Consider the following 26,693-nt stretch of genomic DNA (forward strand, 5'->3'; position numbering starts at 1 on the left):
AATGCAGTGGGGGCCTTGCTGTTCTGTGTAGTCACGGAAAGGGAGCAAGGGAACGACAACTGGGACAGCGGGTTAGCTAGAACCTATCTGTTCATCATATTTTCCCATGTTTCCACTGCCAGGCTGCTGTTGGAGTGACACTGATCTAAAAGGTGCCAGGGGGCGTCAGCAGAGGCGTAAATTGTTTTTGCTCCAGGGCTGGCGTGATGCCGCTGAAAGGCAACTGGCTGCAGTTAATGCAGCTATCACAAGCCTTGAAGCTCAAATGCAGAGGGATGAAACTAGGGATTGATAACCGCCGCATGCGCCAACAGCGCATTTGGGCCGTTTATCTCTAACCAAGCCAAATTTGATTCATTGGTAGCTAGCAGGTAACCGGCATAACCAAGGGCATTCAAGCTAAACCCCTCGTGGCCATCGCTTGTTCTCGGGACTAAAACAAACCAGTTTCTACTAATCAGTAAGTTGTAAGCACCAAGTGGTTTATCTGCCTTGCTTGGCAATCCGAGACCATTTTCAGCGGCAAGATTGCCATAGGTTTCAATTAAGAAATCTACTGTTGGAGTTTTGCCTACGGGCATTGCCCTAATACCAACTCGCCAAGGCCATGGCCTCGCACCTTCTCTTGCTGCACCCATAAATTTTGGGTCTTCGGGGCAAAGCTGGTGTTCCTCGCTGCGGGGTAATAGCTGCAGGTGCCGATGGGGTTGACTGGCGCCTGCGCTGGGACTGCTATTAAAAAACCAAAGTCCATTCTGCAGCTGCCAAATATCAACAAGTGCTTGCCAATCAGTGCGTGTTAACCAGCCGCCCTGGGGCTGCCATCCCTTGCTGATAAGTAGTAAATGTCCTGGTTCTACTGGATATTTATTAAGCAAAAGAACATGATCATCCAATTCTAAAACCTCAAGATTACGATCCCAAGGAAAAAATGGATTAGCCCTGGGGCCCCATTCGTTTAGATGTTTAGGAGTAGGTCCAAGCAACTTACGTAATATGAATGGACTCCAGGCATCTGAATAAATTATCTCTGTTTCTAATGGAACCAATGCACCATTCTGCATGGCATTTTTTTGACAATTTAGTGATAGTTCAGCTAGGGGGATCATGCTGATTTCTTTAATCTTGCCAGGGTGGCGCCCCTGTAGTAATAGGCCAAAATTTGGGTAAAGCGATAGCCCTTTTGAGCAAGACTACGGGCTCCATGCTGGCTCATACTTGCTCCCAAATGGCCATGGGCTTCAAGGCTAATCGCTTTATCAGCGGCATAAAGACTCTCAACAATTCCCCCCTGGTAGCTGAGCACAAGTCCCCTTGTGAAATCAGCTGCTGCCCGGGCTGGCCCAGTTTCGCTTGCCAGGCCCTGGTATACCTGCCAGCGCGTTGTGGCTCCAAGATTCCAATCGGGATCTGCCGGCCGCGCCATGTGGGCCAGGGCATAGGAACGGGCTGCTACCGCTTGGGCCCGAAGGGCCTCATCGGGCCAGTAGCTTGGCATCTCGGCTCCAACCACTGAAGCAATGTATTGCTCCAATGGTATGTGATTAACAACCACCAATCCATTTTGGTTGCAAAATAATCTAAGTTCACCACGATAATTTGAACTATTTAAATTTGCTATTCCAGTGCTGGTTGGCCTTAGCCAGAGTTCATCAGGTGCGTTGCTATTAATTAGCTGAAGCTTCTGGTTAACGCAGCTAATTGCAGCGATACCATTTCCCTCTCTCCATAAAAGCCCAGCTTTTGATTGCAATTGCCAGGGTCCTTCAGCGCCGATAGTTGCCTTTTTAGTATTTGATTCAAGCAAAACTCTAATCAACATTAATGGTTGGGGTTGATTTGCTTGGGGAATTACTAAATCATTCTTGGGCTTTAGATTTTTAAATTCATTTTTGTAAGCTTTTGGCTCCTGCAGCAAGGCATCTAACATCACGGTGTCTAGTTCTTTGGCTGGCCGCAATGATGGGGCAATCAACGCTATTACTGCCATGGCAAAAAGCAACGGCAATGAACAGTAAATTAAGCCTAAACGATTACGTTTAATCCAGCCCATCAGCTGCTTGTAAATATCCATGAATCGGGTTCAATCGCGGATGATTGCCATGGCAAATATCCCTGCCAAAGGATCACACCATTACCTTTAATACGCACCTTAGCCGCTGCTATTGGTTCACAAAACATTCCCCCTGGTCGCTGGGATGGTTGCCATCCCTGAACTTGATTAATACCCAACTTTTTGCACCACCAAGGGGCCACAAGGGCATGGGCTGATCCGGTTACTGGATCCTCTTTGATGCCCATGTTGGGTGCAAAGAAACGCAGTTGATATTGGTATGGCTGAGTAGCTGTTTGCATCACTAGCCAAGCCTTTTCCGGTCCATTTTGCCATGCTAAATCATTGCAATCTAGGCTAGCTATTGGGAATTCTGCATTTACAAGTATTACGCCGTAGCCCAATTGAGAGCTCCAAGTAGCCAAGGGATCAGCTCCCAATAAATTTGCGATCCAGTTTTCTGTTTGCCGCTCCTTCATTTCTTCGCTTGGCAGATCGATGCTCGCCAGTTCCGGTGTTAGCACTTCAACTCTGAGCTTGCCGCTGCGAGTTTGGAAATCGATTGGTTTTGCTATTGCCAATTCTCCCCATTTGTGTAAAGCCAAACCTGCGGCAAGGGTGGCATGGCCGCATAGGGATACCTCACAGGTGGGCGTAAACCAGCGCAAACACCATTGACCGCCGTTGTGCCATAGAAACGAGGTTTCCGACTGGGCCAATTCAGCAGCTAGGGCCTGCATCCAGATAGAACTAGCAGGATGATCCAGTAAAACAACTGTGGCGCCATTGCCCCCCATCGGGTTGGCACTAAAAGCATCAATGGCACAAATCGGAATGCCTTTGTGGTGTGAGCTGATCATTCGCTGCGCAGTTGCCTTTCCATCAGTTTTTGGATTGCCATGGGCGGATCAATGCGGCCTTCTATAAGTTCTTGCACCTGAGTGGCGATGGGCAGGTTCCAAGCCCTATCCCCCGCCAAGCAAAGCACCGCAGCACAGGTGGGCACACCCTCAACGGTGGCGGCGATCTTTTCAAGGGCGGCAGCCGTTGAGAGCCCTTCAGCCAAGGCATTACCAAAGCGGTAATTCCTACTTAAGGCACTGGTGGCAGTGGCTAATAAATCACCTAACCCGGCCAAACCATAAAGGGTTTCTGGCCTTCCCCCAAGGGCTTGAATCACCAACCCCATTTCGGCTAGTCCACGGGTAAGTAACGAGGCCCTTGCGTTGGCTCCAAGGCTTAGTCCATCACATACACCAGCTGCTATCGCAATTACATTTTTCAGCCCACCAGCCACCTCTGTACCCACTGGGTCGTTGTTGCGATAAAGCCTTAGGTGTGAACTACTTAATTCCTTTTGAAGTTTGTTCAGCAGCTGATCGTTCGTGCCAGCTAACACGCTGGCAGCTGGTAAACCCATTGCTAATTCCGTTGCCAGATTTGGCCCGCTGAGCACAAACATCGGCATTTTTGGGCAATGCAGTTGCCAAATTTGGCTGGCGGTTTTTCCAGTGCCCGGATCTAGGCCTTTTGAACAACTCAGTAATGGTGGATAACGGTTCCAGTTTGAAAGTTGTTTAGCGAGGCCTTCTACGCCAGCAAATGCCACTGCTGAAACAACAAGGTCGCAGTTTTGGAGTGGTTCGAGGGCCGCGATGCCAGAGCTACGTCGCCACAATTCAACCCGGTGGCCAGTTTGCTGAAAAAGGCCCATGAGGGTTGTCCCCCAGGTGCCGCCTCCAATTAGGCCAATAGCCAAAGCCAATCACCTGTCCCCTGGAAATTGCCATCATGGGCCCCTACGCGGGGCTTGCAATGGGGAATCCCTTCGCTTGGGAACAACTGGAGGGTTCGGCGCTCGTTGTGGGCCAAGGCGGCATTGGCAGGGCAATTGTTTCAGCACTCAGGCAAAAAGCTCCCCAACTTGATCTATTGGCAGCCGGTAGATCGGGCCCCTATCCCCTTGATATCTGTTCAAGCGAATCATTGGAACGCTTGAAGGAAGATCTGCAGGGGCGTAAGCCACTGAGATTGGTTTTTAATTGCAGTGGTTGGCTTCACCAAAACGGTAAAGGGCCTGAAAAAAGGCTACAAGCAGTTAGCAGAGCTGGGCTTGAGCAATCTTTTGCTGTTAATGCTTTTGCACCAATCCTGCTTGCTAAGGCGGTAGAAGCAGCGCTTGGCCATGGTTCGCCCTGCTGGTTTGCAAGCCTGTCGGCACGGGTTGGCAGCATCGGCGACAACCAGCTCGGTGGCTGGTATTCCTATCGAGCAGCAAAGGCGGCTCAGAACCAACTACTGCGTTGTTTGGCGATCGAGTGGCAGCGCAAAAGACCTGCAGCAACAGTTGTTTTGCTGCACCCAGGCACCACTGCCACCCAGCTATCAGAACCATTTAGTGCAGGTGTTGCTGCCCATAAACTTTTTGAGCCAGCCAAGGCTGCAGAGCAGCTGCTTGCGGTTTTGGCACAACAAACCCCTGCCAATTCAGGTTGTTTCCTTGCCTGGGACGGCAAATCAATCCCTTGGTGATGCTTTTTCTTGCAGTAGTTCAAGCGGAATAATTTCAAGGCAGGATCTTTCACAGGCCTCCAGGATCACTGGAGGTGCCATCCCATCCCAATAGGCTTCAAGCCAACGGGCAGCACAGATGCACCAACGATCACCAGGTTTAAGCCCAGGGAAGGCATTTGCCTCATTTGGGCTGCTCAAGTCGTTCCCTTGGGCTTTGCTGTAGCTCAGGAAAGAATCACTCATCACGGCACACACCGTGTGACGACCAAGATCACTGGGGTTGGTTCTACAGGTTCCATCCCGAAACCAACCGGTGATTGGATTACAACCACAAGTTTCTAAAGGGGTGCCAAGGACGTTGAAACCCGTTGCTATTGGAGCGTTCATGGCAGTTTTAGAGCTCTGGTGTTGGTGGTTGTACCCCCCATAAATTCAGCCAAACACTTGACGGAATCGGGGGGGGAGGCGCTATGGGTCATTGGGCGATCGATTTTTGCTCGTCGCAATTCAACCCGTTACTACACCTGTTAGCACCCGATGAGCTGGGATTTCACCGAAGATGCGGCATTCCATGCCCTTGGCGATGCCTTTGCCGAGAGTGGCGAAACCTCAGCCATGGAGTTCCTAGCCAATGGAGAGGGGGCCTTCCATTTTCAGGAACTAACTCAGAATGCGGCTGGTGAGGGTTTTGACCTATCAGATTCGAGCACCCTGGAGAATTTTCAACAGGATGTGATCGATGCCTTGGAAGGTCGCCGACCTGAATAAAACAGCGCGCCCTAGCCGTAATAAAAGGCTATTTCCTTAGGCTTCAAACCATCCCAACCTGCCGCCTGCAGGCGTTCATTAAGTTCGCTTTGGCCCATGTGCTTGGCCCCGCTGCGCACAATGCGATTACGCATTGACTTTTTTACGCCGCTGCGGGCTCTGGCGCTTTCCAGAGCCATAACCTCGTTGTAGAGGGTGAGCATCTCTGTGGGTATCACAGAGCCATCCAGATCTACGCCGGCTGCAATTGCAGCATCAACACCGTTTGGACCCGAAATTGCCATGGCATAGGGGAATGCAAACCCCAGGCTGCCACAGGCCCAGGATCAGGCGCTGAAATAGCGAGCCTTACTGTGCAAAGCAACTAAAGCTGTGGTGCTTTGCTCTGGATCCAGCTGATCACTCTCATCCATGCTTAAGCCGATGCGATCGGCCCCGAGCCAGGTTAATTGGGGGCGGGAATCAGCAACATTTGGGCAGGCTGGATAGCCAAACGAATAGCGACTACCTCGATAGCGCTGGGCCAGCACATCCTTAAGGTTTGAGGGTTCCTCAGTGCTGAAGCCCATCTCCCCACGAATGCGGGCATGGGTCCATTCCGCCAGGGCTTCAGCAAGTTGAACGCCTAAACCGTGAAAATAAAGATAATCGCTGTATCGATCAGCTTTAAATAGTTCCTTAGCAAAGGCAGTGGCGCTTTCCCCCATTGTCACTGCTTGCATTGGGATCACATCTGTGGCCGATTGATTATCAAGGTCTCTATAGAAATCTGCTATGCAATAGCGATTACCTGAGCGCTGCCGCGGTAATTCAAATCTCCCCAAGCATTTTGAGGGGTTTGCTGGATCATATATAACAACACTATTTCCATCCCTGCCACAGGGGAAATAACCGTAGGCAACACGGGGGCTAAGCAGGTCTTCAGCCTTGATTCGCTCAATCCACTCCTTAAGAACAGGCTCGGCTTTTGATTGAATTATCTGATCGTATTCCTCCCTTGATTGGTTTTGATTCTTACGCAGTTGCCACTGGCCGGCAAACAATGCCTGACGATCCAAGTAGGCAAATATTTGCTCAAAGGGGATTTCATCCTCAAGCAGAATTTTCGTACCCCAAAATGGTGGCTTAAGCGCTTGCTCCTCTGGTACTGCAGCAGAGCGATCGCTGCTAATAACTAAGTCCAATTGGTTTGTGGGCTTTGCTGGTTCATCGAGATCGCCAGGATCTGGATCAGCCTTGCCAAGATCAAATCCTTCAGGTGATTCAACTAAAAAGCCCTGTTTATTATCCCAATTATTAGATTTTTTTGCCTCAACCAATGCATCCATAAATCGCAGATCAGTAAAAGCATCACGACCATAAATAACCTGACCGTGGTAAACATTTCTACAATCCTTATTAACAAATCTAGGCGTTAGAGCTGCCCCACCCAATATAACTGGAACATCAATATCAGCCTGATTAAAGGCATCTAGATTATCCTTCATGAAGGCTGTTGATTTTACCAGCAACCCACTCATTGCGATGCAATCGGCCCCATGCATTTTCTGGGCCTCAATTATTGCTTCAACCGACTGCTTGATGCCAAGATTTATAACCTCATAGCCATTATTTGTAAGGATGATGTCTACCAGATTTTTGCCAATGTCATGAACATCACCTTTAACTGTGGCAATCAAAAGCTTGGCTTTTGCTGAGCTTTCTAGCTTGCCATCAGCGCCAATAACCTTCTCCATATGGGGTTCCAGAAAAGCAACAGCACTCTTCATTGTTTCAGCGCTCTGCAACACAAATGGCAATTGCATTTGACCAGAACCAAATAATTCTCCAACAACCTTCATGCCGTCCAATAAAAATGTATTAACTATTTCCAGTGGCTTGTAATTTTGCAAACCATCGGCCAAGGCCTGCTCCAGGCCTATTCTTTCACCATCAATAATATGCTGCTTAAGCCTTTCTTCCACAGGCAAGTCGGCCAGGGATGGACCGGAAGCCCTCGCTTCCTTAGCGCTTACTCCTTCAAATAAACTTGTTAATGTAGTGAGGGGATCATATACACATAAACCATTCTCGAATCGGCGTTTATCATTGATTAAGTCTCGGCATACCTGCTGATGCTCCTCACTAATTTTTGAAAGGGGCAGGATTTTTGCAGGGCTAACAATCGCAGCATCCATTCCTGCTGAACAGCAATCATGGAGGAAAATTGAATTAAGAACAATCCGCGAAGCAGCTGAAAGGCCAAAACTTATATTGCTAACACCTAAAACCACATGGGTTCCAGGTAGGTCATCGCGGATTCTTTTGATTGCAGCAATGGTTTCACAGCCGTTGCGGCGATCCTCTTCTATGCCAGTGGATATGGGTAATGCAAGGGGATCATAAAAAATTTCACGGGCCGGTATGCCAAATTCCAATGCATCCCGGTAGGCCCTCTGGGCAATGGCAAATTTACGCTCAGCGCTGCGAGCCATGCCTTCTTCATCAATGGTGCCGATTACAACGCCTGCTCCATAGGTGCGGGCTAGTTCTAAAACTTTGAAAAATCTTTCATTGCCGTCTTCATAATTGGTTGAATTAAGCAAGCATTTACCCCCTGCTACTTTTAAGCCGGCTTCCATTTTTTGCCATTCGGTTGAATCAAGCATCAATGGAAGATTCACATTAGTAACTAACCGGCTAACCAATTCATGCATATCCGCTTCGCCATTGCGGCCCACATAATCAACGTTCACATCAAGTATGTGGGCATTTTCTTTTACTTGGCTGCGGGCCACACCGATCAAACCATCCCAATTTTCTTCATTTAATAAATCACGTACTTTTTTAGAACCACTGGCATTTAAACGTTCACCAATAATTAGAAATGAATTTTCCTGTTCATAGCTAGTGGTGCCGTAAAGGGAAGCCGCTGCTGATTCCGCTTTGAGTAATGGTCTCTCGAGATATTGATGGGGCTGCCTAACCTCACGATGGGCTGGCTTAAGTTCCCGTGCCACTTCCACAAGGGCCGAAATGTGCGCTGGGGTGGTACCGCAACAACCACCAATCACCTGAATGCCAAGATCCTCAATGAAATGGTGCAATGCCATTTTCATTTCGATTGGAGTAAGGCGGTAGTGGGCAACTCCGCCAATATTTTCAGGCAAACCAGCATTGGGAATGCAGCTAACAACAAACGGAGAGCAACTACTTAAATAACGCATGTGCTCCTTCATCTGCTCTGGCCCAGTGGCACAATTTAAACCAAGAATATCGATTGGGAAAGGCTCTAAAATTGCAACAACAGCTGCTATATCTGAACCAACTAACATCGTGCCAGTTGTTTCCATCGTTACACTAACCATTAAGGGCCTACGTTCACCCGTTTGAGAAAATGCTTCTTCAACGCCCGTGAGTGCCGCTTTTATTTGTAGAACATCTTGGCATGTTTCAATTATAAATAAATCAACATTTCCGGCTAACAATCCCAATGCTTGTTCAGTAAAACAAGCCTTCATTACATCAAAACTTACGTGGCCAAGGCTTGGCAGTTTAGTGGTGGGCCCCATGGAGCCAGCCACATATCTTGGATGTTGGTCTGTAGTGTATTGATCTGCCATTTCACGGGCTAGTAAAGCGGCCTGGCGGTTTAATTCAAAGGCTTCATTTTCTAAATCGTATTCAGCAAGCACCAGAGAGGTTGAGCCAAAGGTATTTGTTTCAATTACATCGCAACCAGCATCTAGGAATTGTTTGTGAACGGCCCTAACAACATCCGGCCTAGTGCGCACAAGTATTTCGTTGCAACCCTCAAGGGCTGAGCCGCCAAAATCAACGGCGGTTAGCTCCATTTGTTGGAGTGATGTGCCCGTGGCGCCATCGAACACCAACACTGGACGCTCGGGGCTGTGGAGTCGTTCTAGGAAACCAACCATGCTCAGATGCCAACCCTCGTAACCCAATGGTCAAAAATAGGGTCTCGAGCCTCCGTAATGGCGGTTAGTCGGCTGCGCAGGGCCTCCATAACAGGCCGATGCATTGCCAGATCTGTGCTTTCAATGCGCCTAACCGGGGTTACTTTTGCTGCAGTTCCGGTTAGGAATACTTCATCGGCAATAAACAATTCTGTTTTATCGATGGGCCTCTCAACAACCGTGAAGCCCATGCTGCGGGCCAATTCGATAACACTTGCTCTGGTAATGCCTTCGAGTATGTCTTGATCAACACCTGGTGTATACAAAATGGAATCGCGAACAATAAATAAATTCATACCACTTGCCTCGCTAACCTTACCCCTACTATTTAAAAGTAATGCCTCATCAAAACCACTTTTAACAGCTTCAGTTTTAGCCAGTGAACTTGTAATATATGCTCCACTAATTTTGCCCCTTAAAGGTAGGGAGCGATCCTCCTGCCTTGTCCATGAACTGATTCTGCAACTAACGCCATTGGGTGAAAGATAGTCGCCAAGTTCTATGCCATATATCAAGAAATCTGTTTCAATATCATGTAACCTTGGTGCTATGCCCAGGTCGGAGGTGTAAACAAATGGTCTTAGATAACTTGGTTTTGTTGGTTTATTGGCCTTTAGAAATTCAACCACTGCTGCCATGATCGTTTCAGGGCTTAACTCTGTTAGTAAAAGTTTTGCGCTTTCACTCAATCGCTTTGCATGGCGATCAGCTCTAAACAACAAAATCTCAGAGGCATCATTTGGATTTGGTATTGCCCGCATGCCGCCAAAGGCGCCAGTGCCGTAGTGCAGCGCGTGGGTTGCTACGGATAGGGTGGCCTCGGCAAATGGCACGCAGCGGCCGCCGAACCAGGCATAGGGAAGAAATTGATGCATCTAACGGTTGAAACCTTGGCCCGATCTTCTCATCCCTTAGCCAGGGATGATGGCTGAATGCACAGATTGGCAGTTATCCCGGGGGACCTGAGTGATCAGCTTCCAGCCCTGGTGGAGCAAACAGCAGCCCCATTTTTATTTTTAAGCAGTGCCGACAGCGATCTAAGCCTTCTTGCCAAGCAAAAACCCTCCGTGCCGATAAGGGCCCTAAATATTCAGGCCCTGGAGCATCCAGCAGCCGTAGACCACTACCTGCGCAGCACCGTTAGCAAGGCGCGCCTGGTATTGGTGCGGTTGCTTGGTGGCAGGGGGCACTGGAGTTACGGAATCGAGCAGCTGCGGGAATGGGCTAGGGGCGATGCAAGCCGAGGCCTATTGATAGTTAGTGGAACAGTGGAGGGGGAGCAGGAATTAGCAAGCCTTGGCAATTTTCCAGATTTCATAGCGATTGCCATTGGTCGATGTTTAAGGGAAGGGGGAGCTGAAAACATGGCCCAAGTTATGGGCTGTTGCTCTAACTGGTTGGCTGGGGAACCATTACAACCACCAGAGGCAATTCCCCAGCCAGATCCCTATTGCTTCAAATGGCAACCAAACCCTGGGCCAAAGGTGGGGCTGATCTTCTATCGCTCCCTATGGAGTAGCGCCGATCTTGATGTACTCGAAAGCTGTGCAAGCGCCATGCGGGATGTTGGCTTGTGCCCGCGCCTAGTGCTGGTTAGCAGTTTGCGTGATGAATTGGTTCAACAAGGTGTTCGCCAATTGCTCCAGGCGGAGGCCGTTGAATTGGTACTTTGCGCAACTGGTTTTGCTTCCGTTAAAGCCGATGAAGCCGAGGCGGGAGCACCCCTCTGGCAGGCCCTTGGCGTGCCTGTTTTGCAACTGCTATGCAGCACTTTGCCTAAACAGCGCTGGCAAAACAGCAGCGTTGGCCTTGGCCCCCTAGATCTCAGCATGCAGGTTGCTCTGCCTGAGCTTGATGGCCGCATCACTGGACGGATTGTTTGCTTCAAAGAGCTCTATCGCGCTGATGCCGCCCTGGAATGCGCTGTGCAGCGCTATTGCCCAGATGGGGAGCGCATGGCATGGATGGCGGCCCTAGCTAAGGCTTGGGTGCATTTAAGACGCACGCCAGAAAAACATAAAAAAGTCGCGATTGTGCTCGCTAACTATCCCTGCAGAAATGGCCGTTTAGCCAATGGCGTTGGCCTTGATACCCCCGCCAGCGCCGTTGCCATTTTGCAGTGGCTCAAGGGGGAGGGCTATTACCTCGGCGAGGGCAACCTGCCCGAGGATTCAAATGCTTTGATCAAAGCTTTAACCGCTGGCCGTAGCCCCGACCCTGAAAGTTTTCACCTTGCCCCCTGCGCTGAACTTGCTTTTTCTGATTATGAAAATTGGTATAACAAACTCGATCAAAGGGTCCGGGAACTGATTGCGGAGCGTTGGGGCATACCTGCAAACGACAATTACCTATCAAAGGAGAACATCTCAATCTGTGGTTTGATCTATGGCAATGTTGTGATTCTATTGCAACCAAGCAGGGGCTACGACCGCGATCCATCACTTAATTATCACTGCCCAGACCTCCCCCCGAATCACAATTATTTAGCCCATTATCTGTGGCTAAGGGAAAAATTTAATGTTGATGCTGTTATTCACTTAGGTAAACATGGCAACCTGGAATGGTTGCCGGGTAAAGGCATTGGCCTATCCGCCAATTGTTTTCCCGAGCTAGCCTTTGGGGCCCTGCCAAACATCTATCCTTTTATAGTTAATGATCCAGGCGAGGGCTCGCAAGCAAAAAGGCGAAGCCAGGCTGTGATTCTCGACCATCTAACGCCACCCCTAGGCAGGGCAGGTTTACATAACGAACTGGTGGAATTGGAGGGCTTGGTTGATGAATACTGGGAGGCCAGCTCAATGGCAAGCAATCGCGTTGATATTCTAAAAACAAAGTTATCAGCAAAATTATCAGAGTATAATTTTGATAATTTTACTGATATAAATATTGGCTCTATCGCAAACGATGGGTCTATTAATGCCGATTTTGATGAAAGAATAAATAAAATTGATGGCTATTTATGTGAACTCAAAGAAGCGCAAATACGCACTGGTTTGCACACTTTTGGCCTTTCACCATCAGCCGAGGCAGAGGCTGAATTATTACTTGCCATTGCGCGATTCCCTGGCCCCGGCCGCCTCGGCCTCGGCCGGGCAATTGCAAAAGATCTAGGTATTCATCTCGACCCCCTAACGGCTAGGGAAGCTGATCCACTCAGCCCAACTGATTTGCGTTTGCTTCAGCAAATACGTCCAGATGTGCCCTTGCGCTGCCAAGGTGACGGCATAACAGTTATTCAAGACTTTGCTGCCGCTTGCCTGGAAGGCAAAATTGCCGCACCGGGTAACTGCACAACTAAAGAACTAAGCCAAATAATTGCTGAATTAACACCGCGTTTAAAGGGTTGTGCCCATGCTGAGCGCAACAATCTGTTAGCTGCACTCCGTGGTGAACGCATTGAGGCAGGCCCATCGGGTGCCCCCACCCGGGGCAGGCCAGAGGTGTTGCCCACCGGCAGAAATTTTTATTCCGTAGACCTGCGTTCGGTACCCACTGAAGCCGCCTGGGATCTGGGCAGGCGCAGTGCCGAGGCATTACTCGAGCAGCATCTCCAAATCGAGGGAGAGCATCTCACCCAATTGGCTATTTCAATTTGGGGCACCAGCACCATGCGCAGTGGTGGCGACGATGTGGCCCAGGTGTTTGCATTTATGGGTATTCGCCCCCAATGGGATGGCAGTAGCAGGCGCATGGTGGGACTTGAATTAATCCCCACCAGCAGCCTTGCCAGGCCAAGGGTTGATGTAACTGTTCGCATATCTGGGTTCTTCCGTGACGCCTTTCCCCAGCTACTCCATTGGCTAGATCAGGCAAATCAGATCGTGCGCCAACACACAGAAGGGGGAGTTGGTTGTGAGGTGTATGGGTCTGCCCCAGGGGCCTATGGAGCGGGTTTACAGGGTTTGATCGAGAGTGGTAATTGGGAGGATAGGGATGACTTAGCCGAAGCATTTTTAAATTGGAGCAAATGGCACTATCGCGCCAATGCCGAACCCCAAGCCGACAGGCTTGGCCTTGAAAAGCGACTTCAAAAGGTGCAAGTGGTACTCCACAATCAAGACAATCGTGAACATGATTTGCTCGATTCAGATGATTACTATCAATTTCATGGTGGCATGGCTGCAGCTGTAAGGCGCATTAAGGGCAGCGACCCTAAATTGTGGTTTGGAGATCATTCCCAACCCTTAAATCCCAAGCCAAAGCCACTCGCATTAGAACTAGATAAAGTAATTCGTAGTCGCTTGCTAAATCCACGCTGGATTGAAGGTATGCAGCGGCATGGATATAAAGGCGCCTTTGAATTTGCCGCGAGCCTAGATTACCTTTTTGCCTACGATGCCTGCACAGATCTTGTTCCAGACTGGGCCTACAGTTCAGTTTGTGAGCGTTGGCTTGAGGATTCTAAGGTTCAAGAATCAATTAGAAATAGCAATCCTTGGGCACTAAGGGATATGGCAGAAAGACTTCTGGAGGCTAATAATAGGGGTTTATGGCAAAACCCAAAACCAAATCAGTTGGAGTTTCTCAAACAATTGGTTTTAAGTAGTGATGAAAATATTGAAATTAACCAAGGTCCTTAAGCATGTCTTTGAAGGGATCGATCGATCCAGGTTTGGCAGAGCGCGGCGGAGCTGGAGAGATTTTTTCAGGTGCAGCCGGCGCCTTGGAGGCACTGCCGGGCACGTTTGTTCCTGATACGGCTGAACCTTTCATCCGATTTTCCAGTTCCACCTGAGTGATCTGCTGGGCGAAGGTTTTCTTAACCGGCTTGGGAACACCGGCATTCATGGATGTTTTGTTTGGATTAGCTACAACAGACTCTGGTAAACCGTCAGAAACCTTTTCAAGCCTTGATTCCATCGAGTCAACTTCCTCAATGCGCTCTTTTAGTCCAGGGTTTTCGGCTGTGCCTGGAAAGGTGCGTCGAATGCTGTAGGGGCGTCGCATGAAATTCACATCGCCAAGGCTGCTTGCCTTATCGGGTTCAAGAAAAAAGCTTTTGTCCTGATCCTCTGCCTCGTTGGGCTTGCGGCGGAAGCGATCAAACAAACCCATGGCACTTGTATGAGCTTTATGAAATTTAGCGGCCCAAGAGGCTCAAACCGTGGCTGTCGGTGCCACAACTCTGTAAAAAGTTGAGATCCATAGCTAGATCAGCCACCCGTTCACACACATGCTCACTGGGGCGCCAGCGTGGTTGCATCTCATAGTCGTACCAGGTTTCCGCCCCATCAAAACCCAACTCTGATGCCGCTCGCATTAGCAGCTTGAAGTTAATGCGATAGCGGGCGGGGTGAGCCAACAGGGCTAAACCGTTTGCAGCCTGGATCGCTTCAACAACGGCAGCTGCACCCAGCTGTTCTCCCACAACCGTATCCCCTTGAAGATATGGTTCCATCGCCCCATGGTTTGGCTCATAGCCAAGGGCCAACACGTGCACTAGGCAATTCTCTAGTACACAACTCACCTCAGTGCCAGTCCAAAGTTTGGGAACATTGGATCCAGCTGAGCGGTGGTAATCAAGCCGCTTTTGCACCAACGGATAAGCCTCAAGGCTGTGGTGGTCGGTAACGGCAAAGTGCTCAAGGCCTATTTTCACTGCTTCATCAGCTAGGGCCTCGGGGGTGAGGCTGCCATCACTGCAAAGGGTGTGGCAGTGGAAATTGAATCTTTTTGGGCAAGTTGTAGCTGTTACCTGCTCGAGCACAGCCCTGAGGGGATGCTTAAACGGCATTGATTGCCTCCCGTTCAGCCTTTAAACGGCGCCAACGGGCGTAAAACTGAATTGACGCCGCCATGAAAAGTACTAAGGCCACCAGCAACCAGGTGGCGCCGCCAGTGGGGAATTGATTTTTAAACACCACCAACATCACCACCAACACCAGTAGCAGAGTGGGCAATTCGTTAAATGCGCGCAACTGTTTTGCAGACCACTCACATTTGCCAAGGCTCAACAATCCCATCAGGCGATAGCAATAGCAGTGGTAAGCCACCAGGCCAACAACAAATGCCAACTTTGCATGGAGCCAGGTTTGGGATAACCAGCTCGGATTGCCAAGCAATAAGCCAGCAGCGCCAATAACTGTTACCACCAGGCCAGGGGTGGTGATGATGTTTGCCAGGCGCCGTTCCATCAGGGCGTACTGTTTTTCAAAGGCCTGGCGCAGGGGTTCGGGTTGGTCCCTGGCCTCCACATGGTAGATAAAAAGCCTGACCAGGTAAAAAAGACCGGCAAACCAAACCACAACACCAACTATGTGGAGGGTTTTAAACCACAGGTAGGCTTCCGCAGAGATGTTTATGGTCATTGAAGCCCACTCCGTTGAGCCCATTCAAACCCTGCGGCGGTAGCGCCTATGGCTTGGCGTTCGCTTTGGCTGAATTTATCCAACTGTTTAATCATCAAAGCCATGCGCGGATGATTGCGAAAACGTTCCTGGTGACGACCTAGAAAATCCCAATAGAGCACAGTAAAAGGACAGGCCACTGGTCCGCTGCGTTCCGCAGGATCGTAGCTACAGCCCTTGCAATAGGTACCCATGCGCTGGATGTATTTACCACTTGCGGCATAGGGTTTGCTGGCGAGCATGCCTGCATCGGCCCACAAACCCATGCCAATTACATTTGTTTGCATCACCCAATCGTGGGCATCAACAAACTGACTGTTAAACCAAGCTACATATTCCTGCGGATTCCAGCCAGCCAGCAAGCCTAAATTAGCAAGAATCATTAAACGTTGAATATGGTGTAAATAGCCACTATTAGATAATTCAGCTAACACATTATCAACGCAGGCCATGCCACTCTTAGAATGGTTTCTAATAAATTCGGGCAGGGGCTGCACCGCTGCTAATGCATTGGAAAGGGGGTAGCTATCGCCAAAGTGATGGTATAGACCCTGGGTATATTCCCGCCAACCAATTATTTGACGCAGCACTCCCTCCAAACTGGCAAGGGGTACTTTTTTCCTTAATCCCTCCGCCTCTAAGCGATGAACAACCTCGAGGGGATGGAGCAAACCTAAATTCAAATAAGGACTCAGTAGGGCATGCCAAAGCGTTGATTCACCCTGAACCATGGCATCTTGATAGGGGCCAAAATCAGCGAGGCGAGTTGAGATAAAATTCTCTAAAACCAGGAGCGCCTGCTGCCTGCTCACCGCCCATTTGAACGGCTTTGATATTCCACTAAGTTCATATATTGGTTGAAGCTCTTCCAGTTTTTTAATTACAGCATTGGTTGTTTCACTTGGTGTAAACCAAAGAGCTTCAGGACCCTTGAGGCCAGTTTTAGGTGGTTTGCGATTTTCTTTATCAAAATTCCATTGCCCACCCAAGGGTTGATCACCATCCATAAGCACTCCAAAGCGCCTACGGCCTTCGCGATAAAAGTATTCAAGCCTCAGCGATCGTTTGCCTTGAGCCCAATTTGCAAATTCAGCTTGGCTCCACATAAATTGATTGTTATCAAACCAGCGCAATTGCCAAGCACACTTGCTGTAGGCGGCAAGTTTTTCAATCGCCAGCTTGATTGGCCTATCGCTTGGGGTCATCAAACGCAATTCGCCTATGCCATGGTTTGCAATCCAGCTGTTAAGGGCATCTTCATAGCTGGGAGCCTCCACTAGATCCACCACCCAGCCAGCCGAGCGCAATTCAGCTGCAAAGGCGCGTTGGGCAGCCCAAAACAGGATTTGTTTTTGGATGTGTGGTTTGGTAGTTAGCACCGAAAGGCTCTCCACCAGCAAAACCCTGGCCCCATGGGGCTGGGAAGAAGCAAGCGCTGCCTGTTGCAGGTGCAGTTGGTCATTCAATACCCAGATGCCAATTGCCACAGCTAGCCCCAAGATGAGGTGAGAGTTTCTACAGCCTATGGATTTCGATCTGCTTGTGATCGGTGCAGGCTCAGGCGGGCTCGCCGCAGCTAAGCGTTCAGCACGCCACGGAGCCAAAGTGGCGATTGTTGAGGCAGATCGCGTTGGTGGAACCTGCGTAATTCGTGGTTGTGTGCCAAAAAAATTATTAGTTTATGGCTCAGAATATAAAGAACTTTTCAGAGATGCTAAAAGTTTTGGCTGGGAAGCAAGCGAGCCAAAACTTCACAGCAATATACTTTTGCAAAATGTTCGCAATGAAGTTAACAGACTAAATCAACTTCATATTAATTTATTAGCTCAAGCAAATGTTGAGCTAATTAGCGGAATGGCAAGTTTTAGCGATTCCCATACCATACAAGTTGGTGATAAAAACTATAGTGCAAAAAATATCCTTATAGCCGTTGGTGGCAAGCCAACCCGTTTGCCAATTCCAGGGGGAAGCCTGGGCTGGGTGAGCGATGATTTATTTGAGCAGCAGAGCTTGCCAAAATCGATCGTGATAATTGGTGCAGGTTATATTGCCTGTGAATTTGCCTGTATTCTTGCAGGTCTCGGTGTTAGTGTAACTCAAATTGTACGAGGCAATAGTATTCTCAAGGGGTTCGACAATGAATTGGTTTTAGCCGTTCAGTCTGAAATGATTGAGGCGGGAATTAATATAAACTTTGGCTGCACCCCTGAGTTGATTGAGCACCATGGGCAGGGCTACATAATTAGCTGTGCCTCTATGGGATCTGAAGCAAATACATCTACAATATTTGAAGCTGATGCTTTACTTCAAGCAACGGGAAGATTAGCCAATCTAGCTGATTTACAACTAGCTGCAGCTGGAGTGTTACATGAGTTCAATCGCATCCTTGTAAACCAAAGCCAACAAACAAATATTGATCACATTTATGCCGTTGGTGATGTTACAAATCGGGTGAACTTAACACCTGTTGCCGTAGATGAGGGTAGAGCTGTTGCCGATCGGCTCTTTGCCTCTGGAAACAGGATTGTTAACCATGAACTAATTGCTACTGCGGTTTTTACTCAACCTGAATTTGCCAGCATTGGCTTAAGCGAAGAAGCAGCTATAAAAAGTTTTGGCAGTGATGCTGTTAAGGTATTTAGGGCAAAATTCCGCAGCCTCCAGCAAGCATTACCAGCAAGGGGCCCCCGTTGCATCTTAAAATTAATAGTTGATATCAAAACAGACCGAATCATCGGTTGCCATATGGTGGGTAGCCATGCGGCTGAAATAATTCAAATGGCTGCAATATCGATTGGGATGGGAGCAACTAAAAAAGACTTCGACAACACAATGGCGCTGCATCCAAGCATATCAGAAGAATTTGTTACCATGACTTGATTTTCCATTAATTATTTTTGCCTTGCTTTATTTTTTAACTATTAATATCAGCATCATCGTTGCTGGGATGAAAGAAGGAATGTATTTGATTGGCCAATGCTGCCCCCACCCCTGGGCAGCTTCCTAATTGATCCGGAGTTGCCAATTGAATTGCATCTATTGAACGAAAATGAGCGAGTAGATCTTTAATTCGTTTTGCACCCAAACCAGGAATATCACTGAGACGCGATCGTTTCATACGTTCTCCCCTCTGCTGACGATGGAAACCAACGGCAAAGCGATGGGCCTCATCCCGCAGGCGACGTAAAAGCACTACACCCAATTGATCGGGCTCGGTTTCCAATGGTTTAGAGGCCCCTGGTAAGAAAATTTCCTCCCGTTGTTTTGCTAGGGAACAAACAACTAATTCATCAGCTAAATTTAATTCCCGCAGGGCCTCCATCACTGCAGATAATTGACCTTTACCACCATCTATCATTACCACATCAGGCCAATCAGTTAAGCCATCGCCCTGCAAAGTGGTTTTGGTTCTTCGGCGTAGTTCACTAAGATTAGCCCCGGCTAGTTTTGCCTGGCTCCAGCGTTTAAAGCGTCTGCGCATAATTTCAGCCATGGCCATAAAATCATCACTATGGCCAGAAGTAATACTGCTACTTTTTATTTTATATTTACGATAGTGTTGTTTTGCGGCTAAACCATCTACAAATACAACCTGTGATGCCACTGCATCGCTTCCTTGAATATGGCTAATATCAAAACCTTCTATGCGGCGTGGCGGATGCTCTAATTCCAGCAACTGAGCCAAATCTTCTAAGGCCAAATGCTGTTGTTCAGCGGATCGCTGGGCCCTTGCTAATTCATAACTTGCATTGCGTACAACCAACTCGATTAATTCAGCTTTTTGCTGACGCTGCGGGTTGAGCAGTGTTACCTTTCGCCCCCTGCGTTGGCGGAGCCAGGCCTCAAGTAATTCCTGCTCTGGCAATGCATGTTGCAAAAGTACTTCCGGTGGAATTTCCACTGGATCAACTTGGCTGTAATGCTCCTCCAATACCCGTTGCAATATCGCTCCAGGAGCAGCCGCCTCCGCATCGGCTGTGTAGCCAAGCCTGCCAACTAATTTACCTGCTCTAACCTGGAATAATTGAACAGCTGCAACGCGATCATCAGTTGCTAATGCGATTACATCTCTGCTGATATCAGCATCAGGTAATGCAACTTTTTGTTCAGCCGTGAGCAATTCCAAACCCTTTAATTGATCCCGGGCTAAGGCAGCCGCTTCGAAATCAAGTCTTTCAGCATATTTAACCATCTGCTGTTGTAATAATTGCAGTAATTCATCGTTTCTCCCCTGGAAAACCATCGCTACTTTTTGAATGGTTTTCTTATATTCTTCAGCTGATATTTTCTGTTGACATACGCCAGGGCACCTGCCGATATCAAAGTTTAAACAGGTTCTATCCCTATGCAATGGCTGGGGCCGCTGCCTTAATGGAAATACTCTTTTCACGATTGCTAAGGTGCGCCTCAACAAGCCAACATCAACATAGGGGCCATAAAATCGATCGTGCGCCTTGCGAAATCGCCTTTGCCGCGTGATAAAAATTCTCGGATAATCTTCACTCCAAGTGATGCACAAATATGGATATTTTTTGTCATCTTTAAGCAGAATATTAAAGTGGGGTTGATGGTTCTTAATTAGATTAGATTCAAGAACTAATGCCTCTGCTTCGCTGTCGGTAACGATAAATTCAATATCTACAACCTGCCTCACCATCAATTCAATTCTTGGCCGATCTGGCACCCCATCTCTGAAATAGCTGCGAACCCTGCTTCGCAAACTTTTTGATTTACCTATGTAGAGAATGCGGTCTTCAGCGTCGCGCATTAAGTAGCAACCTGCTTCTGCGGGTAGGGCCTTGAGCAGGGCCTCCAAACGGGGTGGATCCTGCATTAAGGGCTGTTGACCCGCCTTCAGCCCTGTAATAAGAACCCCTGGAACGCGTTAAGCCAGTGTAGGGAGAGCAACAGCAGCAGCATGAGGGCGATCTATCCCGGCAGCTTCGACCCTGTCACCCTTGGCCACCTGGATCTAATCCAAAGGGCTAGTGGTCTTTTTGAAGAAGTGATCGTGGCGGTGTTGCGCAATCCAAACAAACAGCCCAGTTTCAGCCTTGAGCAGCGTCTGCAGCAATTGAGCATCGCCACATCCCATCTACCCCAGGTTCGCGTTACCAGTTTTGCTGGGCTTACGGTGAATTTCGCCCTACAGGAACAGGCCAGGGTGATCCTGAGGGGGCTTAGGGCCCTAAGCGATTTTGAATTTGAGTTGCAGCTGGCCCACACAAATGCCAGCCTTTCCCCCGCCGTAGACACCCTTTTTATGGCCACAGCAGTGGGCCACAGCTTCCTTAGCAGCAGCGTGGTGAAGGAGGTGGCTCGCTTCGGAGGTGATGTGTCACACATGGTGCCGGAAATAGTGGCAGGAGATCTGATCGAGCTGTTTAATCAGCCTGTGTGATAACCCGTGCAGCAGATGGCCCAGGCTCGATTGGAAGTACTCGATCAGCTTGATCAGCTGGAGGAAATTGTGTTGGAGGGCACCCGGGTGCCCTTTTCCGGCGGCCGCCTAGTGAATGAGCAGGATGCTGTTGAAATCCTTGATGCCGTTCGCCAATCCCTACCCCGCGAGGTGGATCAAGCGGTTGAGTTAATGCGTCAAAAGGATGCCTATTTAGGCCAGGCCCGTCAGCAGGCTGAGGAAATCATCAACCAAGCCCGCAGGGAGCGGGAGGCTCTCATAAATGCAGCCAGTGTCCGCCAGGAAGCAGAACGCCAGGGGGCGGAAGTTCGCGAACAGGCCCGCCAACAGGGTGAACAACTCTTAATTCAGGCGCGCCGCCAAGTAGCGGCCACAGAACAGGAGCACCAGGCGAGGGTGGCCCAGATGGATCAGCAATTTGCAGCCAGACGCCAACAGTTGGAGCAGGAGGCTGGTGCCCGTTTCCAACAGTTGGAACAGGAGCATCAACAAATGAAGCGCAGCCTGGCTGAAACCCACGAACGCAGCCGTCAACAATCCCTTCAGGAACTAGAGCAAATTCGTTTAGAGGCAAACCGCCTGCAACAGGAAAGCCAAGCAGAGGCTGAAAGGGTTCAACAGGAAGCCCTGAATTTCCGTCAAACCACCCAACAGCAAGCCGAGTCTTTACTTCTACGCAGTCGCCAGGAGGCAGGAGCCGTACAGCAAGGTGCCAACCGCTATGCGGAACAGGTGCTTGGGGAGCTAGATAACCGCCTTCAGGAAATGGCCAAGGTGGTTATTGCCGGCAGAAGAGAATTGGTGCGTTTGCAAAGCACCGATCTAGAAGCACCGCAAGAGCAAGCCAATTCGCTGCAGAGCAACCAACGCAGCAATGGTCGGAAATTTGGTCGCCGTTCGGCCTAGCGGCAGTGCCCAATGGCAAAAGCTGAACGCAACACCTTGCCCATTACGGCAACTGGAGCCGCCGATCCATTAGAGATCATGCTCACGTAAAGCGGCCCATCTGCCGTTGCCAACATTCCAGAAACAGCCTTTACGCCGCTTATGGTGCCGGTTTTTCCGCTAAAACGTCCCTCCAATTCCGTTCCAAGGAAATAGGAACTCAAGGTTCCCCGTTGACCGGCAACAGCCATACTTGCGTAATAGTTTTTGGCATAGGGATGTTGCGCCATGCGCAACAACAAAGCAGCAAATAATTTGCTGGTAATGCGATTGCCACGATCTAGGCCTGATCCATCTTGAATTACCACCCCTTGAACTGGTAAACCCTGTTGTTGTAACCATTCCATCGCGCGCCGCTGGGTGATCGGCAGCTGCCAACTGCCAGTGCCCTCCCTTAACAACACCTCTGCTGTGAAGTTATGGCTTTCACCGTTAGCCAAACTAAGCAGATGATGCATCGACTTTGAAGGTTCACTTAGGAGCAAAATGCTGTCGGTGGGTTCAACACTTCCAGCCGGGATTGCACTAATAATTGCTGTGCGGCCATTGCGATTGATTTCCTGTTTAAGCAAGCGCTCCAGCCTTGCGGGTGGATTTTGCACAGACATATCCACGGCATTGGCAGTTAGCGCCAAGCGGGTAATTGGAGCGCCGTAGTCATAGTCGCGATCTGCCATAGACCAACCCTGGGGCCACCAGCGGCTGGCGGGCTCCTCCTCGAGCTGTAATTTCAGCAAGGAGTTGCCAGTGCTGCTGCTGCCGCCAGAGCCAGCCGCCAATTTTGCAATTCGTTTTAGTTGGGAAAATCCAAGGCTGGGGTCACCACTGCCCTGTAAACGCAGGGTGCCATCCGGCAATTGCCATAATTCGGTGCTGAGGCGATGGTCGGGCCCTAGGCGATCCAGCGCTATGGCAGTGCTGAGTAGTTTTTGGTTGGAGGCTGGAATTCGAGGCCGCTCGCCATTCAAATCAGCTAACAAACGACCACTGGGATCAGCAACACTGATGCTCCAAACGGAGGCTTCTGGGCCAGCTGCCTGCAGCAGTTTCTGTTGAAGGGCAGGGCAAACCACCTGGGTTTGCAATAGGGGCAAACCAACCGTTGGTGGGGGCGGCGGGTCTAGGGGTTGTGCGCTTGTGGAGCTAACAACTAAAGAGAGTTGACTACTTAAGGCAAGTGCCGTGAAACAAAAAACTTTGGAGCGAAGTATTTTCATATTAGTGATTAGCAATTTCCACATTGCTAACAACACCATTTATTCGATAGCTGGCCCCTTCCAATTCTATTGGTGAACCAATTTTCAAGGCTTGATTTCCTAATACCACTCCACCGGAGGTAACTTGACCTTCACCTTGAAGTATGAATCTTGCGTCAAGGGTTGAGAAACCACTGGCGTTTGGGTCTGGCGCTGTTGTTACTTTCCCGCTTGGTAAAACCACCACAACCCTTCTGGAAATTGCTGTTGCCTGCTTTAGGTTCACACTGCCATGGGGTTGGTTGCGTATCACCAGGCTTGTTTTCCCTTCTGCCCTGATTTTGTTTAGTAAGCCTTGAGGATCTGCGGCAGGAATAGCTTTTACATCAACCGTTACCAGCACAGATTTGATGCCACCAGTGGCCTTTGCCACAGTTCCAGCCAACTTTGGACTCCAAATCACGCCAATGGCTGCAAGCAGAACAGCAGCAGCTGCACCGATATCCACAGGGTTCAAACGCTGCAATTGCCGATTGAGCATCTTTGAATTTCTGCTGCTGGGAGCTTAAGCCTTTTTGGCTGGGCTACCCAGCTCAACTAAGGTCCTTTAAAAAGCGGTCTATGGCCAAAAATCCCTGACCTAGGGCTGCATCAAGCTCCTCAGCGGCAGGTTTTTGCTCAAAGGAAGCCAACGCTAAAAATCCCGCTTCAGATTGTTTAAAAAGCTGCCATTCATGGGGGAAGGCATGCAAAAGCGCGGCCTCAAGCAATGGCTGCACGCAGTAAGCATTTTGCCAAGTGGCTAAAAAACCCTTGCGGCGCAGGCGGGCCACACTGCCAATGCCAATAGCTGCATCTTCAAGGCGGCCGTTTAGTAAGAGCACTGCACCGGAATGGTTAGTACAAATTTCTTCCACTGATGCGTAATCGGGCGGGCCGGGTGCCACCAGAATCAAAGGGCTCTCTTGTTGTTCAGTTTTGTTTGTTGGGTTCCCATTTAGTTGACCCCTTTGCCAATCCAGCAAAGTTGAACAAAAAGCTGCGGCATCAGGAGCGTCCCGTTTTGCCAAGGCGCAGGCACCGGCATCCGGAAATAATAAATTTGCTCCGATCGAAGAATTTGCTAATTGCTGCCAAAGGCGCAGGGCCACAGGCATGATCCTTAGGCCCTCAAAACGTATTTCAGCGCTCCAGCGACCCTTGGGCTTTTTATTAAAGGCAGCTAATACCGCTGTTAGTAATTGGGCCTCAGCTGCACATAGATCACTTGGAAGATTCATGCGCTTCGGGCTGCCTCTAGCTCAGCCATTGTGGCTTCAAGTAATGCTGGCAATGGTTCTAAATCTTTTTGCTCAAGCCAAGGGCCAAAACTGAAACGCAGGCCACTGGCGGCTTCAAGTTCATTGTAGCCAAGGGCCATGAGGCTTTTATTTGCTGTTTCCCTGCCACTACTGCAGGCTGAGCCACTGCTACACGCAACCCCCTTGCGGGCAAGTGATCGCACCACGGATCTGCCTGAGAATGGTTTTCCTGTGGAGTCACTCAACAAAAGGCTGAGGTGATGGGGCAAGCGCAAACTGGGCTCAATGGCGCCACTGATGCGAACACCGGGAAGTTTCAACAACTTGCATTTAACAAAATCGCGCAAATCAGCCAATTTGTTTGCAAGGTTGGGTTGTTGCTGTTGGCGCAGCTCAAGGGCCTTAACAAGTCCGGCAGCCAAAACCACTGATTCGGTGCCCGAGCGCTTGCCACCCTCCTGGCCACCACCGAAAATTTGTGGTTGTAATTGCACAGCTTCGCTTATCAACAGGGCTCCTATGCCGCGGGGCCCCTGGAATTTATGGGCCGAAAGTGAAATTAAGTTTGGGCTATTTTCACCTAAATCAAGGGAAACTTCACCAACCGCTTGCACAGCATCACTATGCAACAAAACACCGTGGTTGCTGCATAGGGAACTCACCTCAGCCATGGGTTGCAGGCTTCCCACATCACTACTACCCCACACCAGGCTAAGCAGCCGAGTGGGGGGTTTTAGTAAATCAGCAAGGGCTTCAAGATCCACAATGCCCTGGCTATTTACTGGAACCAAATCAATCTGCCAGCCCTCTGTTTGTAATTGATAGGCAGCAGCACTAATGGACGCATGCTCAAGGGGGGATAGCAGCAAACGGCCAGGGGGCAAACGGCGGCAGATGCCAAAAAGTGCGAGATTATTTGCCTCGGTGCCACCTGAAGTGAAAATCACCTCACCCCTGGCCATCCCAAGTAGTGATGCCAATTCAAGCCTACTGCGCTCCAACAGATCGGCAGCCTTCAAGCCTTCCGCATGGAGGCTTGAAGGATTACCCCATGCTTCAAGCCCATGGCTAGCCATGGCGGCAAGAACCTCCCCATGGGGTGGGGTGGCAGCGCAGGCATCTAAATAAAGCTGAAAATTAACTGCCACTTATGCGACGCAAAGTACGTTGCTCAACCGATTCGTTGGCTAGGTTAACCAACTGATCTAGGGAAAAATCACTTAGTACAGCCATCGCTTTAGCTCTAGCATTAGCGCTCGGGCAAGCTTCAGGATTAATACATCCCTGGCTACATAGTTTAGAGCAATCGATGCTTTCTGCTGAACTTGAATATGAATCAAATGACGGGGGCAGCGAACCGCTAAACACAAATTCTGCAGGACCAGTCATCTGCAGGCGGTTGCGGGCATCCCAATTGATATGTAAAACACCCCCCGGCAATTCCACATCTGACTCCCTGGCGCATGAACCACGCAGATGGGTTGCAACCAGGGCTGCGCAGGCACCAGTTCCACAGGCGAGGGTGGCGCCAGCACCGCGCTCCCACACGAGCAACCGCAAATAGTGATCAGCTACAACCTCAACGAAATGAACATTTGTACGGGCAGGGAAGGCGGGATGGGCCTCTAGGGCAGGCCCGAACCGCGCCAAATCAATTGCTTCAATTTTGGGCACCTGCACCACTGCATGGGGATTACCCATGCCAACAGCTGCCACAACAAATTGCTCACCTGCCACCTCTAGGCAAGCCTCAGCAAGGGGCAGCCCTTCGCTAATGGTTGTGGGTATTGCCTCGGGATTGAGCAGGGGCTCTCCCATGTCTACGGCAACCTGCTGGCCAGCTATCAGTTGAGGAACGATTAAGCCAGCGGCAGTTTCAACCCGCCAGCTCGAAAAGTCAGGAAGATTATCTAAATCAGCTAGGAATCTGGCAAAACAACGAACACCATTGCCGCACATCTCAGCTTCTGTGCCATCGGCATTGATGATTTGCATGCGCACATCACCACCATTTTGAGGCGGCAGAGCAAGGATCAGGCCATCGGCACCAATGCCAAAACGCCGGTGGCAAAGGAACTGTGCAGTTTCGTTTAGGGGAAAAAGCAGGGGGTTTGAACGAAAATCCATCAGGATGAAATCGTTTCCCAGGCCCTGGTACTTGCGAAACTGCATTGCGGCACAAAAACCTACC

General features: G+C 49.6%; 25 protein-coding genes. 7 read left to right on the top strand and 18 right to left on the bottom strand.

Going from position 1 to position 26,693, the window contains the following annotated elements:
- Positions 1 to 106 precede the first annotated feature (106 nt).
- Positions 107 to 292: a sigma factor SigF gene (locus tag KBY68_RS04415; protein ID WP_106499864.1), complete on the top strand. Its 186-nt coding sequence runs from the start codon at positions 107 to 109 to the stop codon at positions 290 to 292.
- Here KBY68_RS04415 and KBY68_RS04420 read toward each other — a convergent pair.
- The 4 genes from KBY68_RS04420 to KBY68_RS04435 form a co-directional block, all read right to left on the bottom strand.
- Entirely contained in the window at positions 282 to 1,109 is an 828-nt protein-coding gene (locus KBY68_RS04420) for an ATP adenylyltransferase family protein (protein WP_255096037.1), read from the bottom strand. The two genes, KBY68_RS04415 and KBY68_RS04420, sit on opposite strands and share 11 nt — an antisense overlap.
- Positions 1,106 to 1,990 carry a SpoIID/LytB domain-containing protein gene (locus tag KBY68_RS04425; RefSeq protein WP_255096038.1) on the bottom strand — a complete coding sequence of 295 codons (885 nt, stop codon included), beginning with the start codon at positions 1,988 to 1,990 and terminating at the stop codon, positions 1,106 to 1,108. The genes KBY68_RS04420 and KBY68_RS04425 overlap by 4 nt, the downstream gene beginning before the upstream one ends.
- 62 nt (positions 1,991 to 2,052) lie before the next feature.
- Entirely contained in the window at positions 2,053 to 2,913 is an 861-nt protein-coding gene (locus KBY68_RS04430) for a PhzF family protein (protein ID WP_255096039.1), read from the bottom strand.
- Positions 2,910 to 3,767 (bottom strand): NAD(P)H-dependent glycerol-3-phosphate dehydrogenase, encoded by an 858-nt coding sequence (locus KBY68_RS04435; RefSeq protein ID WP_255096040.1) that lies wholly within the window; start codon positions 3,765 to 3,767, stop codon positions 2,910 to 2,912. The genes KBY68_RS04430 and KBY68_RS04435 overlap by 4 nt, the downstream gene beginning before the upstream one ends.
- Positions 3,768 to 3,868: 101 nt before the next feature.
- Here KBY68_RS04435 and KBY68_RS04440 point away from each other — a divergent pair, with 101 nt between their 5' ends.
- Positions 3,869 to 4,585 carry an SDR family oxidoreductase gene (locus KBY68_RS04440; RefSeq protein WP_255096041.1) on the top strand — a complete coding sequence of 239 codons (717 nt, stop codon included), beginning with the start codon at positions 3,869 to 3,871 and terminating at the stop codon, positions 4,583 to 4,585.
- Here KBY68_RS04440 and KBY68_RS04445 read toward each other — a convergent pair.
- Positions 4,571 to 4,954, bottom strand: a complete 384-nt coding sequence (locus tag KBY68_RS04445; RefSeq protein WP_255096042.1) for a DUF2237 family protein — start codon at positions 4,952 to 4,954, stop codon at positions 4,571 to 4,573. The two genes, KBY68_RS04440 and KBY68_RS04445, sit on opposite strands and share 15 nt — an antisense overlap.
- A 150-nt stretch (positions 4,955 to 5,104) precedes the next feature.
- On the opposite strand from KBY68_RS04445, the gene KBY68_RS04450 reads away from it, so the two are divergent.
- Positions 5,105 to 5,335: a DUF8667 family protein gene (locus tag KBY68_RS04450; RefSeq protein WP_106499869.1), complete on the top strand. Its 231-nt coding sequence runs from the start codon at positions 5,105 to 5,107 to the stop codon at positions 5,333 to 5,335.
- A gap of 11 nt (positions 5,336 to 5,346) precedes the next feature.
- Here the strand turns inward: KBY68_RS04450 and KBY68_RS04455 are convergent, their stop codons facing one another.
- From KBY68_RS04455 to KBY68_RS04465, 3 genes are read right to left on the bottom strand one after another with little or no spacing between them, the layout of a single operon-like run.
- Complete coding sequence (locus KBY68_RS04455) at positions 5,347 to 5,619, bottom strand: small RNA NsiR4-regulated ssr1528 family protein (protein WP_255096043.1); 273 nt, start codon at positions 5,617 to 5,619, stop codon at positions 5,347 to 5,349.
- Between the two features lie 42 nt (positions 5,620 to 5,661).
- Complete coding sequence (metH, locus tag KBY68_RS04460; RefSeq protein ID WP_255096044.1) at positions 5,662 to 9,252, bottom strand: methionine synthase; 3,591 nt, start codon at positions 9,250 to 9,252, stop codon at positions 5,662 to 5,664.
- Positions 9,253 to 9,254: 2 nt separating this feature from the next.
- Positions 9,255 to 10,166 (bottom strand): branched-chain amino acid transaminase, encoded by a 912-nt coding sequence (locus KBY68_RS04465; protein ID WP_255096045.1) that lies wholly within the window; start codon positions 10,164 to 10,166, stop codon positions 9,255 to 9,257.
- Between the two features lie 57 nt (positions 10,167 to 10,223).
- Here KBY68_RS04465 and cobN point away from each other — a divergent pair, with 57 nt between their 5' ends.
- Positions 10,224 to 13,871: a cobaltochelatase subunit CobN gene (cobN, locus tag KBY68_RS04470; protein ID WP_255096046.1), complete on the top strand. Its 3,648-nt coding sequence runs from the start codon at positions 10,224 to 10,226 to the stop codon at positions 13,869 to 13,871.
- On the opposite strand, the gene KBY68_RS04475 is transcribed toward cobN, so the two are convergent.
- From KBY68_RS04475 to KBY68_RS04490, 4 genes are read right to left on the bottom strand one after another with little or no spacing between them, the layout of a single operon-like run.
- On the bottom strand, positions 13,855 to 14,346 hold the full coding sequence (locus tag KBY68_RS04475) for a hypothetical protein (RefSeq protein ID WP_255096047.1): 492 nt from the start codon (positions 14,344 to 14,346) through the stop codon (positions 13,855 to 13,857). The genes cobN and KBY68_RS04475 overlap by 17 nt on opposite strands.
- Positions 14,347 to 14,371: 25 nt before the next feature.
- Positions 14,372 to 15,025 carry a PHP domain-containing protein gene (locus KBY68_RS04480; protein ID WP_106499875.1) on the bottom strand — a complete coding sequence of 218 codons (654 nt, stop codon included), beginning with the start codon at positions 15,023 to 15,025 and terminating at the stop codon, positions 14,372 to 14,374.
- Entirely contained in the window at positions 15,015 to 15,599 is a 585-nt protein-coding gene (gene hemJ / locus KBY68_RS04485) for a protoporphyrinogen oxidase HemJ (RefSeq protein WP_106499876.1), read from the bottom strand. Before hemJ ends, KBY68_RS04480 begins: the two co-directional genes overlap by 11 nt.
- Entirely contained in the window at positions 15,596 to 17,125 is a 1,530-nt protein-coding gene (locus KBY68_RS04490) for a cryptochrome/photolyase family protein (protein ID WP_255096048.1), read from the bottom strand. Before KBY68_RS04490 ends, hemJ begins: the two co-directional genes overlap by 4 nt.
- Before the next feature lie 37 nt (positions 17,126 to 17,162).
- On the opposite strand from KBY68_RS04490, the gene gorA reads away from it, so the two are divergent.
- Positions 17,163 to 18,518, top strand: a complete 1,356-nt coding sequence (gene gorA / locus KBY68_RS04495) for a glutathione-disulfide reductase (RefSeq protein ID WP_255096049.1) — start codon at positions 17,163 to 17,165, stop codon at positions 18,516 to 18,518.
- A gap of 34 nt (positions 18,519 to 18,552) precedes the next feature.
- On the opposite strand, the gene uvrC is transcribed toward gorA, so the two are convergent.
- A complete protein-coding gene (gene uvrC / locus KBY68_RS04500; protein WP_255096050.1) occupies positions 18,553 to 20,472 on the bottom strand; it encodes an excinuclease ABC subunit UvrC in 1,920 nt (639 codons plus the stop codon).
- A gap of 84 nt (positions 20,473 to 20,556) precedes the next feature.
- Here uvrC and coaD point away from each other — a divergent pair, with 84 nt between their 5' ends.
- The gene (gene coaD, locus KBY68_RS04505; RefSeq protein ID WP_106499981.1) at positions 20,557 to 21,039 is read left to right on the top strand and encodes a pantetheine-phosphate adenylyltransferase; all 483 of its coding nucleotides are present in this window, start codon (positions 20,557 to 20,559) and stop codon (positions 21,037 to 21,039) included.
- Positions 21,040 to 21,054: 15 nt separating this feature from the next.
- The gene (locus KBY68_RS04510; RefSeq protein ID WP_106499999.1) at positions 21,055 to 21,966 is read left to right on the top strand and encodes a coiled-coil domain-containing protein; all 912 of its coding nucleotides are present in this window, start codon (positions 21,055 to 21,057) and stop codon (positions 21,964 to 21,966) included.
- Here KBY68_RS04510 and KBY68_RS04515 read toward each other — a convergent pair.
- From KBY68_RS04515 to dapF, 5 genes are read right to left on the bottom strand one after another with little or no spacing between them, the layout of a single operon-like run.
- Positions 21,963 to 23,222, bottom strand: coding sequence for a D-alanyl-D-alanine carboxypeptidase/D-alanyl-D-alanine-endopeptidase (locus KBY68_RS04515; RefSeq protein WP_255096052.1), 1,260 nt, complete (start codon positions 23,220 to 23,222; stop codon positions 21,963 to 21,965). The genes KBY68_RS04510 and KBY68_RS04515 overlap by 4 nt on opposite strands.
- A gap of 1 nt (position 23,223) precedes the next feature.
- The gene (locus KBY68_RS04520) at positions 23,224 to 23,742 is read right to left on the bottom strand and encodes a DUF4330 domain-containing protein (RefSeq protein ID WP_255096053.1); all 519 of its coding nucleotides are present in this window, start codon (positions 23,740 to 23,742) and stop codon (positions 23,224 to 23,226) included.
- 52 nt (positions 23,743 to 23,794) lie between these two features.
- Entirely contained in the window at positions 23,795 to 24,481 is a 687-nt protein-coding gene (locus KBY68_RS04525) for a DUF1995 family protein (RefSeq protein WP_255096054.1), read from the bottom strand.
- Positions 24,478 to 25,650 carry a cysteine desulfurase family protein gene (locus tag KBY68_RS04530; protein ID WP_255096056.1) on the bottom strand — a complete coding sequence of 391 codons (1,173 nt, stop codon included), beginning with the start codon at positions 25,648 to 25,650 and terminating at the stop codon, positions 24,478 to 24,480. The genes KBY68_RS04525 and KBY68_RS04530 overlap by 4 nt, the downstream gene beginning before the upstream one ends.
- Positions 25,640 to 26,674 (bottom strand): diaminopimelate epimerase, encoded by a 1,035-nt coding sequence (dapF, locus tag KBY68_RS04535; protein WP_255096057.1) that lies wholly within the window; start codon positions 26,672 to 26,674, stop codon positions 25,640 to 25,642. The genes KBY68_RS04530 and dapF overlap by 11 nt, the downstream gene beginning before the upstream one ends.
- Positions 26,675 to 26,693: the final 19 nt, after the last annotated feature.

It is taken from the genome of Synechococcus lacustris Maggiore-St4-Slac (assembly GCF_024345595.1).
GTDB lineage: Bacteria > Cyanobacteriota > Cyanobacteriia > PCC-6307 > Cyanobiaceae > Synechococcus_D > Synechococcus_D lacustris.